At 66.6% G+C, this 14195-nt stretch carries 12 protein-coding genes; 8 read left to right on the forward strand and 4 right to left on the reverse strand.

The window, feature by feature from the left end; all coding sequences use genetic code 11:
• Positions 1-6 precede the first annotated feature (6 nt).
• Positions 7-417: a hypothetical protein gene (locus BCO18175_RS08420; protein WP_174980117.1), complete on the reverse strand. Its 411-nt coding sequence runs from the start codon at positions 415-417 to the stop codon at positions 7-9.
• On the opposite strand from BCO18175_RS08420, the gene BCO18175_RS08425 reads away from it, so the two are divergent.
• Positions 361-1731, forward strand: a complete 1371-nt coding sequence (locus tag BCO18175_RS08425) for an MFS transporter (RefSeq protein ID WP_174980227.1) — start codon at positions 361-363, stop codon at positions 1729-1731. The genes BCO18175_RS08420 and BCO18175_RS08425 overlap by 57 nt on opposite strands.
• A gap of 99 nt (positions 1732-1830) precedes the next feature.
• Positions 1831-2589, forward strand: coding sequence for an SDR family NAD(P)-dependent oxidoreductase (locus BCO18175_RS08430; RefSeq protein ID WP_174980228.1), 759 nt, complete (start codon positions 1831-1833; stop codon positions 2587-2589).
• Positions 2590-2664: 75 nt separating this feature from the next.
• On the opposite strand, the gene BCO18175_RS08435 is transcribed toward BCO18175_RS08430, so the two are convergent.
• A complete protein-coding gene (locus tag BCO18175_RS08435; protein ID WP_174980229.1) occupies positions 2665-3906 on the reverse strand; it encodes a CaiB/BaiF CoA transferase family protein in 1242 nt (413 codons plus the stop codon).
• Entirely contained in the window at positions 3903-5063 is a 1161-nt protein-coding gene (locus BCO18175_RS08440) for a CaiB/BaiF CoA transferase family protein (RefSeq protein WP_174980230.1), read from the reverse strand. The genes BCO18175_RS08435 and BCO18175_RS08440 overlap by 4 nt, the downstream gene beginning before the upstream one ends.
• A gap of 571 nt (positions 5064-5634) precedes the next feature.
• Here BCO18175_RS08440 and BCO18175_RS08445 point away from each other — a divergent pair.
• The 6 genes from BCO18175_RS08445 (at position 5635) to BCO18175_RS40845 (ending at position 12704) form a co-directional block, all read left to right on the forward strand.
• Positions 5635-7134 carry an aldehyde dehydrogenase family protein gene (locus BCO18175_RS08445; RefSeq protein WP_302480639.1) on the forward strand — a complete coding sequence of 500 codons (1500 nt, stop codon included), beginning with the start codon at positions 5635-5637 and terminating at the stop codon, positions 7132-7134.
• A gap of 366 nt (positions 7135-7500) precedes the next feature.
• Entirely contained in the window at positions 7501-9507 is a 2007-nt protein-coding gene (locus BCO18175_RS08450) for an AMP-binding protein (RefSeq protein ID WP_174980231.1), read from the forward strand.
• A 120-nt stretch (positions 9508-9627) separates the two neighbouring features.
• Entirely contained in the window at positions 9628-10518 is an 891-nt protein-coding gene (locus tag BCO18175_RS08455) for an HpcH/HpaI aldolase/citrate lyase family protein (RefSeq protein ID WP_254607996.1), read from the forward strand.
• Between the two features lie 20 nt (positions 10519-10538).
• Positions 10539-10991, forward strand: coding sequence for a MaoC family dehydratase (locus BCO18175_RS08460; protein ID WP_174966886.1), 453 nt, complete (start codon positions 10539-10541; stop codon positions 10989-10991).
• Positions 10992-11326: 335 nt separating this feature from the next.
• Positions 11327-12544 (forward strand): acetyl-CoA C-acetyltransferase, encoded by a 1218-nt coding sequence (locus BCO18175_RS08465; RefSeq protein ID WP_174980232.1) that lies wholly within the window; start codon positions 11327-11329, stop codon positions 12542-12544.
• A 37-nt stretch (positions 12545-12581) separates the two neighbouring features.
• On the forward strand, positions 12582-12704 hold the full coding sequence (locus tag BCO18175_RS40845) for a hypothetical protein (protein ID WP_302480640.1): 123 nt from the start codon (positions 12582-12584) through the stop codon (positions 12702-12704).
• 207 nt (positions 12705-12911) lie between these two features.
• Here BCO18175_RS40845 and BCO18175_RS08470 read toward each other — a convergent pair whose 3' ends face one another.
• The gene (locus BCO18175_RS08470; RefSeq protein WP_302480641.1) at positions 12912-14174 is read right to left on the reverse strand and encodes an NAD(P)H-dependent flavin oxidoreductase; all 1263 of its coding nucleotides are present in this window, start codon (positions 14172-14174) and stop codon (positions 12912-12914) included.
• Positions 14175-14195: the final 21 nt, after the last annotated feature.

Raw genomic sequence — 14195 nt, forward strand, 5'->3', positions numbered from 1 at the left:
GCGGCCTTATCGCTGCGCGCCGAAGCGCTCCATTTCCCCGATTCCTGCTCCTGATTCCCGGTGCTCGACCGCGCGGCCGCCGCCCTCTGGCGTCGCATTGCGGTCGGCACCGCGTCGTCCGTCATCCTGACCGGCTCCAGACAACGCATGGCCGGCCGCGCCCGACGTTCGTGAACCGCGAACGGCGGCCTCGCAATTCGTGATTTGAAGATGCAGCGTGCGCCTCATAGCATTGATGGCGCCACCGACGCTCGCACGCAATGCGAATGCGCGGCGGCCGCCGGCGGCCCGGTACACGGGCCATGCCGAATGAAAAAAGGAAAGGCACTGCGACCTTCCAGACACGGAGACAAAGGAACCATGCGTCAATTCGATTTGCAGGCGGTGATCGACGAAGCCCGATTCGGTCGATTCCATACCGTCGTTCTTTGCTGGTGCATCCTGATCATGATTCTCGACGGGTACGACCTCGCGATCGTCGGCATTTCGCTGCCGCTGATCATGAAGGAGATGCACATCACCCCCGTCACCGCAGGCGTCATTGCCAGTTCGAGCCTGTTCGGCATGATGGTCGGCAGCATCCTGCTGGGTAGCATCGCCGACCGTATCGGGCGCCGCCCGGCGATCGTGCTGTGCGTACTGCTCTTCAGCGTGTTCAGCGCCGCGGCCGGTGCGGTTGGGGGCGCCGTCGCGTTTTGTGCGTTGCGGTTCCTGGCGGGACTGGGTCTCGGCGGCATCGCCCCCACGTGCGCCGCGCAGATGACGGAGTATTCTCCGCGCCGCATGCGCAGCATGCTCGTTTCGCTGATGTTCGCCGGCTATTCGGGCGGCGGGGTGCTGGCGGCGCTGCTCGGCAAGAGCCTGATGGAAAACTACGGGTGGCGGTCGATGTATTTCGCGGCGGCGGTGCCGATCGTGCTGGTGCCGGTGATCTGGCGCACGCTGCCGGAATCGCTGTCGTTCCTGGTGCTCAAGGGCCGTGATGCGGAGGTGCGCAGGATCGCGCAACGGCTGATTCCTGGCCATGTGCCCCAGCCGGGCGACCGCTTTGCGATGCCGAAGGAGGAGGCCGGGCCGACGAGGCTGCTCGGCGCGCTGTTCAGCGAAGGGCGCGCGTTCAGCACGCTGATGTTCTGGGTGACCTGCATCACCAATCTCTTCATGGTCTACGGGCTGAGTTCGTGGCTGACCAAGCTGATGGCGTCCGCCGGCTACAGCCTCGGTTCCGCGCTGACGTTCGTGATGGCGATGAATCTCGGCGCGGTGGTCGGTGCGATCGGCGGCGGCTGGCTGGCCGATCGCCTCAATATCCAGCGCGTGTTGATCGGCATGTACCTGCTTGCGGCCGTATCGATCGCGCTGCTCGGCTACAAGGCGCCCACCGCGTTGCTGTACGCGGTCGTGACCGTCGCCGGCGCCTGCACGATCGGCACGCAGATCGTGGTCTACGCATACGCGGGCCAGTTCTACCCGACGAACGTGCGTTCGACCGGCGTAGGCTGGGCTGCGGGTATCGGGCGCCTCGGCGCGATGTTCGGCCCGATCCTCATCGGGGTGATCGTGGGGCTCGCGCTACCGCTGCAATTCAACTTCTATGCGATGGCGGTTCCCGCGGTGATCGGCGCGCTCGCCGTCGCGCTCGTCAACGACAGGTTGTCCGACCGCGTCAGGCGCGGTGCGCCGCAGCGTGGTACCGGCGAGCTGGGCGCCGCTGGCGAGGGCAGCGCCTAGCGTGCGGTGCATATGCCAACGCGCCGAAGTGTTTCACCGGATCAGTAATCCGAAGATTCTGACAAGTCGACAATCAAACCAAGCGAACGGGAGTTTCACATGAATCGCATGAAAGGCAAGACGGTCATCATCACGGGCGCCGCGAGCGGCATGGGCGCGGCGGGGGCCGGATTGCTCGCGCGCGAGGGCGCGAACGTCCTGGTGACCGACATCCGCGCCGACGGCGCGGCGCAGGTGGCCGCCGGGATTCGCGAACAGGGGCTGAGCGCCGAGCACTGCGGCCTCGACGTCACCGACGAGGCGCAATGGCAGGCTGCCGTCGGCAAGGCGCTCGCGACGTGGGGGCGAGTCGACGTGCTCGTCAACAACGCCGGGCTGCCCGGCACACCCGATACGTGGGAACAGGCGACGCTCGACGGCCTGAACAAGCTGATCGAGCTGAATCTCAACGGCCAGTTCCTGGGGATCAAGACGGTCATTCCGGTGATGGAGCGCGCCGGAGGCGGATCGATCGTCAACATGTCGTCGATCGCCGGCATGATCGCCTTTCCGGGGCTACACCCGGGCTATGGCGCATCGAAGGGGGCGAACCGGCTGCTTTCCAAGTGCGCGGCGATCGACCTGGCCGGTCGCGGGATTCGCGTGAACTCGATTCACCCGGGCGTGATCCGCACGCCGCAGAGCGAATACCTGTTCGATGATCCGGAAGTCATCAAGGTCATCCACTCGAAGATTCCGCTGGCGCGCGCGGGGCGGCCCGAGGAAGTCGCAAACGTGCTCCTGTTCCTGGCCAGCGACGAATCGTCGTACGTGACCGGCGCGGAACTCGTGGTCGATGGCGGGTTTACCGCGCTCTGACGCAAACCGTCCGGGAGCCCGTTTCATGAAGGGCATCGCGCAAACCGATGCGCGATGCCCTCTTTGCTTCAGGGTTCAGATGACCTGCCGCGCGCGCAGCGCTGCCACGTCGCCGGCGTCCATCTGCAGCCACGCTTCGAGTACGGCCTGCGTGTGCTGGCCAAGCCGGGGCGGCAGGCCGGCCTCGGGCTCCGGCACGTCCGACATCTTGATCGGATTGCCGGCGACCTGGATCGGTCCCCAGACCGGGTCGTCGAGCGTCATCAGCATGTCGCGGGCGGCCACGTGCGGGCAGTCGAACAGGTCGGCGACATCGTTCACCACCGAGGCCGGCACGCCGCCGTCGCGCAACGTCCGGACCGCATCCGCACGTGTCCGCACGGCCAGCCATGCATCGATGTGCCGGTCGAGCGCCTCGCCGTTGGCACGGCGGGAGATGCCGTCTGCGAAGCGAGGATCGTCGGGCAGTTCCGGTCGGCCGATCACGTCGCAGAAGCGGCGCCAGATGTGTTCGCCGAGCACGGCGATGACGATATAGCCGTCGTTCGCGCGATACGTACCGAACGGAGCGGTGACCGCATGCACGCCGGGCGGCGTCGGCTGGCGCAACGCGGAATACATCGCGACGGAGATCTCGTTCTGGATCAGTGAAGCGTCGTATAGCGAAATGTCGACCTTCTTGCCACGGCCGGTGCGCTGGCGCTGATAGAGCGCGAGCAGCGCGCCCTGCATCGCCAGGATCCCGCCTTGCAGATCGGCCAGCGAAAAGCCGAGATAGGTCGGGCGATCGCCGGTGCGCTCGGGCCGGTACATCAACCCGCTCATCGCCTGCCCGACGATGTCGAATGCCGGGTAGTCCGTATACGGGCTGGGCTTCACGTCGGTGTGGCCGAACCCGGAGATCGCGACGTAGATCAGGCGCGGATTGTGTTCGCGCAACACGTCGTAGCCGATGCCGAGCCGGTCCATGACGCCTGGGCGCAGGTTCTCCACGACGATGTCGGCTTCGCGCGCCAGCTCGATGAAGATCCGCTTGCCGTCGGGATGCTTCAGGTCGAGCGTGACGCTCTTCTTGTTACGGTTCGAGCGCAGAAACGACAGGCCGTGCGCGACGCCGTTCGCGTCGGTCTTGACGGGGCTCGTGCCGCGGGAAAAATCTCCGCCTTCGCGCGATTCGACCTTGACCACTTCAGCACCGGCATCGGCGAGCCACATCGACGCATAGGGGCCCGCGATGAAATTCTCGACGGCGAGTACCCGCACGCCGTCCAGCGGCCGGTCGGCGGTGTTCGTTTGCCTGTTTTCAGGTGCGTTCATTGCAGGACCCCCGCGGTGCGCAGCGCGTCGATTTCGCGAGCGTCGATGCCCCAGTCGCGCAGTGCAGCCGTCGTATGGGCGCCGGGCGCGGGCGCGCCGCCGCGCAGCGTCGGCCGGGTCCGGCTGAAACGCGGCGCGGGCCCCGGCTGCACGATGCCGTCGACTTCGACGAACGTGCGGCGGGCAACGTTGTGCGGGTGATGCGGTGCCTCGGCCAGCGACAGCACGGGGGCGAGGCAGACGTCGGTGCCGGCTGCGAGCGCGCACCATTCGTCGCGCGTCTTCGTGGCGAACACCCGAGTGAAATGCTCGCGCAGCACCGGCCAGCCGTGGCGGTCGTGCTGATCGGGGAGCGGCGTGTCGGAGAGCCCCAGCAGTGCGAGCGTTTCGCGATAGAAGCGCGGCTCGTTGGACGCGAGTGACACGTAGCGATCGTCGCGCGTGCGATAGACGCTGTACCACGGCGTGCCCGAATCGAGCCGGTTGTCGCCGCGCCGGTCGCTCCATGCGCCCGCCGCGTACATGCCGTAGATCAGTGTCATCAGATGCGCGGAGCCGTCGACCATCGACGCATCGACTACTTGCCCGGCTCCCGAGCGTGAGGCTTCGAGCATCGCGCAGACCATGCCGAACGCGAGATACATCGCGCCGCCGCCAAAATCGCCGACCAGGTTGAGCGGCGGCACGGGCGGCCCGTCGCGTTCGCCGATCGTGTGCAACGCACCGCTCAGCGAGATGTAGTTCATGTCGTGTCCGGGCGCTTGCGCAAGCGGGCCGTCCTGGCCCCAGCCGGTCATGCGGCCGTAGACGAGGCGCGGATTGCACGCCAGCAGATCGTCCGGGCCCACGCCGAGCCGCTCGGCCACGCCGGGGCGAAAGCCCTCGAGCGCTGCGTCGGCGGAGGCGGTGAGCCGCTTGACCAGTTCGACGGCCTGCGGCAGCTTCAGGTCGATGGCCACCGAGCGGCGGCCGCGGTTGAGCAGATTGAAACGGTGATCCATGTGCACGCCGCTGTCCGACGGCACGATGCGGTCGAGGCGCAGCACGTCGGCGCCCATGTCCGCCAGCAGCATCGCGCAGAACGGGCCCGGCCCGATCCCGCCGAGTTCGATGATTTTCAGACCGGCGAGCGGTCCGGCTCCTGCGTTGTCTTTCAAGATTGTCTCCCGGTGTCATTCTGTCGCGCAGCCGTCCGGCCCGGAGCGTGCCGGCCCGGTTGCGGGCCATGCGGAAATACTAGAAGCCCGCGATGAGCGCCTCAAGTGACGATTCGTGAGCGCGCGAGTTCCGGAATACGAACACGTCGCGACGGCATCGCATTGCGGCGATTCGTGCATCGTGAATCGCGGATTCGCAAGTCACGACTTGAGCGTTGCAGGATGCGCTGACTAACATCATCGTCATTGCGCCGCACGCCAAGGGCCACCAGTCGAATGAACAAATGGCCTGCTGCTTCGCTGCATTAACCGAATAATTAGAAATACAAATGAGTAGATAAGCACGGAGGGTGACATGTATTGCTTCGCCTGTCCGGCGCTGTCGATAGCGAGAAAGCCGGAGACGCGCCGGGCACGATGGTTGGATTCAACCGCGGAATCATTCACAAGTTCCAGCGCCCGACCGCGTCGAGCGGCGTGCGCAACCGATGCTGCGCGCGACAGGGGCGATGTACGCCCCGTCGACGCCGTGCAGCAAAACATCACGAACCATTCTTAACGGAGACAGGCAGTGACCGTCCTTTCCACGAAGTCAGAATCCGAACATCCCGGCCTGGCCGCGGCGCTCGCGTGGTGCCGCTCCGGCGCCAAGCAGCACTTCATCGACGGCAAGTGGGTGCCGTCCGCGTCCGGCAGAACGATGGAGACACTGAACCCGGCGACGGCGGACGTGCTCGCCCGCATCGCCGAAGGCGACAAGACGGACGTCGACCTTGCGGTGGCCGCCGCGCGACGCGCGTTCGAATCGTCGGGCTGGCGCAGCATGTCTCCGCATGCGCGCACCGCCGTGCTGCTGCGCCTCGCGGACGCGATCGAGCAACACGCGGACGAACTGGCCGCCCTCGAGACGCTCGACAACGGGATGCCGGCCTGGTTCAGCGCGGCGGTGGTGAAGATGACCGTCGACACGTTCCGCTACTACGCGGGCTGGCCGACGAAGATACTCGGCACGACCGTGCCGACGGATTCCTCCGCGTTCATCTACACGCTGCGCGAACCGATCGGGGTCTGCGGCCAGATCAATCCGTGGAACGTGCCGCTGCTGCTGGCCGGCGTCAAGTTCGCGCCGGCGCTCGCGTGCGGCAATACGATCGTCACGAAGCCGTCGGAGCTCGCGTCGCTGACCTGCCTGCGGCTCGTCGAACTATTTCACGAGGCCGGGCTGCCGCCGGGCGTGCTGAACGTGGTGACCGGCTACGGGCAGACGGTCGGCGCGGCGATCTCCGAGCATCCGGGTATCGACAAGGTCGCGTTTACCGGCTCGACCGCGATCGGCAAGCAGATCCTGCTCGCGTCGGCCGGCAACCTGAAGCGCGTGACGCTCGAACTTGGCGGGAAGACGCCGCACATCGTGTTTCCGGATGCCGATCTCGACAAGGCGCTCGCTGCCGCGGTCAACGGTTTCACGCGCAATTCCGGGCAGATCTGCTCGTCCGGCACGCGCCTGTTCGTTCATCGCAGCATTCACGACGAATTCGCGAACGAAGTGGCGAAGCTCGCCGCGAGCCTGAAGGTCGGCAACCCGTTCGATGCCGATACGAAGCTCGGCCCGCTGATTTCGTCGAAGCAGCGCGATCGCGTGATGTCGTACGTGGACGCCGGCAGCGATGAGGGCGCGACGCTGTTGACCGGCGGCCGACACGTGCGCGAAGCCGGGTACTTCGTCGAGCCGACGGTGTTTTCCGGTGTGCGCAACGCGATGAAGATCGCGCAGGAGGAGATCTTCGGCCCGGTCGCCTGCGTGATTCCGTTCGATACCGAGGACGACGTGATCGCGCAGGGCAACGATTCGGCTTACGGGCTGGCCGGCGGCATCTGGACGCGTGACATCGGCCGGGCGCACCGGATCGCGGGGGCGTTGAAGGGCGGCCGGATCTGGATCAACACGTTCGGCGAAACCGATCCGGTGATGCCGTTCGGCGGCTACAAGCAGTCGGGGCTGGGCCGCGAGTTTGGCGCCGAGTCGATTCAGACCTATACGGAAGCGAAGTCGGTGATGCTCCGGTATTGATGGCATGAGGGCCGGTCGGAATCCTGAACGATATCCGCAGCGGCCCGATTCCTCTTGCATTCGCGAGCTGGAAAGAGCGCGCGTATTCGGCCGCGCGCGGGCGGCTTGCGATCGGGCCTCGGGCGTGAAGGCGTCGCGGAACGCACGCGCGTACATCAAGAAGAAGGCTTCCGTTCCGGATGCGCATTCGTCGCATCTGCCCTCCCGATCCGCACGAAAGTCGGCACCTTCTTCATGTGCCGGTGCACGCCTGACGCAACGATTCGCGCAATGCGAATCATGGATTCGCGAGTGAAAACTTGAGTCCGGCCGGTGCGCACGACTAGCATTGAATCAAGGCAATGCCAGGTCAAACCGGAGACGTGAATGGAAACTGCATGGCAGGTGTGCGACGTGGCGTGGCGCCCCGAACCCGAGGCGGCACATGCCAGCGCACTGGCTGCGTTCATGCGATCCGTCGGCATCGAGCAGGCCGATCCGGTCGGGTACCAGCAACTGCTGGCATTCGCAGCGACTCATCCCGACGCCTACTGGAACGCGCTCATCCGGCACATGGACCTGCGGTTCTATCAACCGTACGAATCGGTCGTCGATACGCGCGACGGCATCGAGTGGGCGAAGTGGTGCGTCGGCGGCACGACCAATGCGGTACTGAATTGCCTGGACCGCTATCGCGGCACCGCACGCGACCGGCAGGAAGCGGTGGTGTGGGAAGGCGAGGACGGCACCGTGCGTCGCTGGACGTACGCCGAACTCGACGCGCAGACGAGCCGCCTTGCGGCCGGGTTGCGCCAGATCGGCTGTCAGCCGGGCGACGTCATTGCGATCTACTTGCCGATGGTGCCGGAGGCCGTGGCCGCCATGCTGGCGATCTCGAAGATCGGCGCGATCGTGCTGCCGCTGTTTTCCGGATTCGGTGCACAGGCCGTCGCGAGCCGCCTGCAGGATGCGGGCGCGGTGGCGGTGCTGACGGCGGATGCGAGCACGCGCCGCGGCAAGGCGACGCCGATGAAGCAGACGATCGATGCGGCGCGCGCGGACGTGCCCACACTGAAACATGTCGTCGTGCTGCGCAACCACGGCACCCCGACGGAATGGGACACGCGGGTCGACCGCTGGTGGCATGAACTGATCGACGGCCAGCCGATCGATGCACCGACCACCGAGATGCCGGCCGACGCACCGATGATGCTGATGTACACATCGGGCACGACCGGCAAGCCGAAAGGCACCGTCCATTCGCACTGCGGATTCGTCACGAAGCTCGCGCTCGACATGGGGCTGTGCGCGGACATGCGCGCCGGCGACCGGCTGATGTGGCTGAGCGACATGGGCTGGCTGGTCGGGCCGATGCTGATCTACGGCACCACGCTGCTGGGCGGCACCATCGTGATGGCCGAGGGTGCGCACGATTTCCCCGACCGGGGACGGTTCTGGCGGCTGATGGAGCGGCATCGCGTGAGCGTGCTCGGTATCGCGCCGACGATCGTGCGCAGTTTCATGCAGGCGGGCGGCGCGGGCATCGAAAACCACGATCTTTCCGCGTTGCGTGTCGCGCTGTCGACCGGCGAGGCGTGGACGGTCGATGCATGGCACTGGATGTTCGACAAGGTTTGCGGCGGCAGCCGGCCGATCGTCAATTACTCGGGCGGCACTGAAGTGGGCGGCGGCATCGTCACCGGTACCGTGATCCATCCGATGAAGCCGTGCGCATTCGCGGGGCCGATTCCGGGCATGGGGGCGGATGTCGTCGACGACGTGGGCCGCTCCGTCGGGCCGGGCGGGACCGGTGAGCTCGCGTTGCGCGGGCCGTCGATCGGCCTCACGCGCGGGCTGTGGCGCGACAACGAACGCTACCTGGCCAACTACTGGGGCAAGACGCCGGGCATGTGGCGGCACGGCGATCGCGCCGCGATCGACGAGGACGGGTTCTGGTACGTGCTCGGTCGCGCCGACGATACGCTGAAAGTTGCCGGCAAGCGCACCGGGCCGGCGGAGATCGAGACGCTCGTGATGGCGACAGGGCGCGTCGCCGAAGCGGCGGCGATCGGCGTGCCCGATCCGGTCAAGGGCGAGACCGTCGGCCTCGTGGTTACGTTGATGCCGGGCGTGACGGCTGACGCGGACGTCGAGAAAGCGTTGAGCTCGGCGGTCGTGTCGGGGCTCGGCGCCGCGTTTCGGCCGTCGCTGGTGCTGTTCGTCGACGAGCTGCCCAAGACGCGCAACATGAAGATCATGCGCCGAGCGGTGCGTTCCGCATGCCTCGGCCTTCCGCCTGGCGACCTCTCTTCGCTGGCCAACCCCGAGACGCTCGATGCGATCGCGGCGGCGGCAGGCCGGCACGGCATTTCAAAAACGGCGGACCGCGGATGAGCGAGCGCTACGCGGACGCCGTCCTGTCGATACCCGAACGCGTGGCAACGGCCACGACGTGATGCCGGCGCGACGCACCGAATCCATTTTTCGCATCAACCCGTCAACAAGGAGACGAAAGTGACTACGAATGCCGTGAGGCCGGCCCGATCGCTGCTGTTCGTGCCGGGCAACAAACCGGACTGGATCGAGAAATCGATCGCCGCGAAAGCGGATGCGCTGATTCTGGATCTCGAGGACAGCGTGCCAGTGCCCCTGAAGGTCGAGGCCCGCGCGGTCGTCCGGTCGAAGCTGGCATGGCTGGCCGAGCAGCGGCAGCGCGTGTATGTCCGGATCAACCGTAGCCCGTACCTGTACGACTTCGACGACATCCTCGCGGTGGTCGGGCCGCACGTGGAGGGGATCGTGATCTCGAAGCCCGTCGGGCCCGAGGACATCGACTGCGTGTCGATGATGCTCGCCGAGGCGGAATTCCGTAACGGCGCGGCGCTCGGATCGACGCGCGTGATACCGCTGCTCGAGACGGCGCGTTCGCTGCAGTTCGCATATGAAATCGCATCGCGCGAGCGCGTCGGCGCGATCGTCGGCGCGACCGCGAAGAACGCCGACGTCGCGCGCGCACTCGGCTACGTGTGGACGCCAGACGGCCGCGAAAGCCTGTACTTCAAGTCGCGCGCGGTGATGGCCGCGCGTGCGGCCGGCAAGCACGCGATCGGCGGCGTATGGCAGCAGGTCAAGGATCTCGACGGGCTGCGCAAGTCGTCGGTGCTCGACCGCAATCTCGGCATGTCCGGCGAGCTCGCGCTGCATCCGTCGAACGTCGCGACGATCAACGACGTGTACAGCCCGTCGGCCGACGAAGTCGCGTACTACGAAGGCATGATCGCCGCGCTCGACGAGGCACAGGCCGGTGGCCGCGCGTCGTGCATCTACGACGGCGAACACATCGACATCGCCCACGTCAAGACCGCACACGAGATCGTCGCGCGCGCGAAATCCCTCACTCACTGACTGAACAAGGAACCCGACAAATGGCCGGACTCTATTTCGAAGATTGCCGTGAAGGCCTCGTGGTCGAACACGCGATCCGCCGCACCGTGACGGAAACCGACAACGTGCTGTTCTCCGCGATGACGTACAACTGCGCGCCGCTGCACATCGATGCCGAGTACAGCAAGGGCTCGATCTACGGGCAGCGGCTCGTCAACAGCATGTTCCTGCTGGCGCTCCTCGCCGGCATCACCGTGTATGAAACGACGCTCGGCACGACGCTCGGCAACCTCGGTTTCCAGGAAATCAAGTTTCCGAAGCCCACCTTCCACGGCGACACGATTCGCGTGCGTACCGAGATCGTCAGCGCGCGGTTGTCGAAAAGCCGCAGCGACTCGGGCATCGTCGTGTTTCGTCACGTCGCACTGAACCAGCGTGACGAGGAAGTGTGCACGGCGGTGCGTACCGGCCTGATGATGCTGCGCCCGAAGTAAGCGCATGGCCTCGCGCGCGGCACGCGTGCATCGCGGTTTGCCGCGCAACCGGGGAAAAGACATGAAGAGAAGGCGGCCGGGGACGGCCGCGCCGGTTTCAGCGGCGCCGGCAAGCAATCGACCTCGGCCGTTGAGCACGATTCGGGCGCTCGACCTGACGGTGCGGCGCCGGCGCCGGGAGACGCGAATGACGAAATCGGCGGCCGCCTGCTCGAGCTAGATGCGTGCGAGATCGCGGCATGGCGGGATCGGCGCGTAATCTGTGGCCACCGGGCGGCCATGCGCGACGATCGCCGCCGGCTCATCCCGCTTCATTCAATCGAAACGAGGTTCTCATGAGACAAGCAGTGATCTGCGAACCGGTACGCACGCCGGTGGGGCGCTACGGCGGCGTGTTCAAGGACATTCCGGCCGCGACACTGGCCGAGACGGCGATCCGCGAACTGGTTCGGCGTACGGCGCTCGATCCCGCGCGGATCGACGACGTGATCTTCGGTCAGTGCTACCCGAACGGCGAGGCGCCGGCGATCGGGCGCGTCGCAAGCCTCGATGCGGGTCTCGGCATTCGCGTGCCCGGCCTGCAGCTCGACCGCCGGTGCGGATCGGGCCTGCAGGCGGTGATCGATGCGGCGATGCGCGTGCAGACCGGCGCGGCCGACCTGGTGCTCGCCGGCGGCGCCGAGAGCATGAGCCAGGCGGAGCACTATGTGCTCGGCGCACGCTGGGGCGGGCTGCGCGGCGATTCGTCGCCGCTGTGGGACCGGATCGCGCGAGGGCGTATCACGTCCGGCGGCCGCCATCATCCGGTAGAAGGCGGAATGCTCGAGACCGCCGAGAACCTGCGGCGCGAATACGGGATCACGCGCGATGCGCAGGACGCGCTCGCCTACCGGTCGCACAGCCGCGCGATCGCCGCGCACGAATCCGGCCGCTTCGACGACGAGATCGTGCCGGTGCAGGTGAAGACGAAAGGCGGTGCCGCGTGCGTCGATCGCGACGAGCATCCGCGCGCGGACGTGACGATGGAAAGCCTCGCTGCGCTGCGCCCGGTTCGGCGGCAGGTCGATGCGGAATCGACGGTGACGCCCGGCAACGCGAGCGGGCAAAACGACGGCGCGGCCGTCTGCATCGTGACGACGCCGGAGCAGGCGGCCGAGCTCGGCCTGCGGCCGCTCGCGCGCCTCGTCACGTGGGCAGTCGCGGGCGTCGAGCCGGAGCGGATGGGGATCGGACCCGTGCCCGCGACCGAACTCGCGTTGCGGCGCGCGGGCCTCGCGCTGAAGGATCTCGACCTGATCGAGCTGAACGAGGCGTTCGCGGCACAGGTGCTCGCGTGCACGGCGGCCATGGGATTCGACGCCGGCGATTACGAGCGGCTGAACGTCAACGGTTCGGGCATTTCGCTCGGCCATCCCGTCGGCGCGACCGGCGTACGGATCCTCGCGACGATGCTGCGCGAACTCGATCGCCGCGCGGGGCGCTACGGGCTCGAGACGATGTGCATCGGCGGCGGCCAGGGGCTCGCGGCGGTGTTCGAGCGCGTCGTCTCGTAACGGCAGGGCGCGCGTCACGTACCAACTGCTGAACGGGATGCGCGTGGTCAAGTGCGCGTCCGTCATCGCCGCGCCGTCGAGCGCGCTGCATCTGCGGCAGCTCGGCGCGAACGAGATTCGCATCGATCCGGTCGGCGGCGAGCCTGATTTCCTTCGCTGACGTTCGAAATAAACCGTGTGCCCTGCGATGCACGCATCCTGAACCTCATCGAGGGCACGGCGGAAATCCAGGCACCGGTGATCGGCCGCGGGTTGCTCGCGCGGGAAGATGGTGCGCGACACGTCGCGCTGTTTCTTCAAATCGAGATTCGAATCGACAACCCCGCATCCGTGACGTACCGGATGCAGGGTTCATTTCCCTTCGCGCTCAGTTGGCGAATTCGATACGGCTGCGCGACTGCTCGAGCGTGGCTACCGTTTCATCGACCAGACGACGCAGCACGTCGCCGGCCGGCGGCACGTCGCGGATCAGGCTGGAACCCTGGCCTGCCGGCAGCGGCTGATGATCCTTCAAATCCGCCTCCACCGACGCGAAGCGGACCGGCCCGATGGCGACGCGCTGCTCGGGATACGGCAGCATTTCGTCCTCGTGGCCTTCCCACACCTCGGTGTAGCGATTCTTGAGCTGGCGCACGTACAGGCCGTCGAACAGCAGCGAACGAATGGTCTGGTCGTAGCCGGCCTCGACAATCGACTGCTTGTAGTTCGGGCCGACCGTCGCCTCCTGGCTGCCGATGAAGCGCGTGCCGACCCACACGCCCTGTGCGCCCTGGGTCAGCACGGCGGCGATCTGCGCGCCCGTCACGATGCCACCGGCCGCGACCACCGGCACCGGCGAAAACTCGAGCACTTCCGCGAGCAGCGTGATCAGGCCGACGTCGCCGGTATGACCGCCGCCTTCGGTGCCTTGTACCACGACGACGTCGGTGCCGGCCTTGATCGCGGCCTTCGCATGCCGGGCAGAGCCGACCATGCTGATGACCTTGACGCCGCGCGCATGGCATTCGTCGACCACCCACGCCGGCGTGCCCAGCGCGCAGGCGATGACCTCGACCTTGTGCGCGAAGCAGATCTCCAGCTTGGTTTTCGCGTCCTCGATGCCCATGGCCTGGTCGTCGACCGGCTTGACCTCGATGCCGAGCGCCTCGATTTCCTTTTGCAGTTGAACGATCGGCGACGGCAGCTGCTCGATCCTGATCGAGGCCAGGTTCTTGGGCGCGCGCAGCGGAAACCCGATATCCACGCACAGCGGCTTGTCGGTCAGGCTGCGCACGAGCTTGATTTCCTGTTCGACGCGCTCGGGCGTCGGCGAGATCGCGGCGATGGTGCCGAGGCCGCCGGCCTTCGACACGGCGGCGGCCAGCGGGCCGAACGCCACGCCGCCCATGCCGGCCTGGAGAATCGGGTATTCGATGTTGAGCAGTTCGCACAACGGGGTTTTCAGTCTGGACAAGTCTGCCTCCTGTTTTGATGGATGTTCGACGACCGTTCGATCGCGCAGCGCGACGGTTGCCGTTGCCGCGCGGGTGGTTGTCGTGGTGTCGGAGAAACCCGGCGGTGCGATGCATGCGTGCGTGCGGGTTTCGGTGAATTCAATGTAACAAGGCGTCGGGGCAGGTTCAAATCGCAAGTCGCGACGGCGGTGTTCGCG

The organism is Burkholderia lata, assembly GCF_902499335.1.
Classification (GTDB): Bacteria; Pseudomonadota; Gammaproteobacteria; order Burkholderiales; family Burkholderiaceae; genus Burkholderia; species Burkholderia lata_B.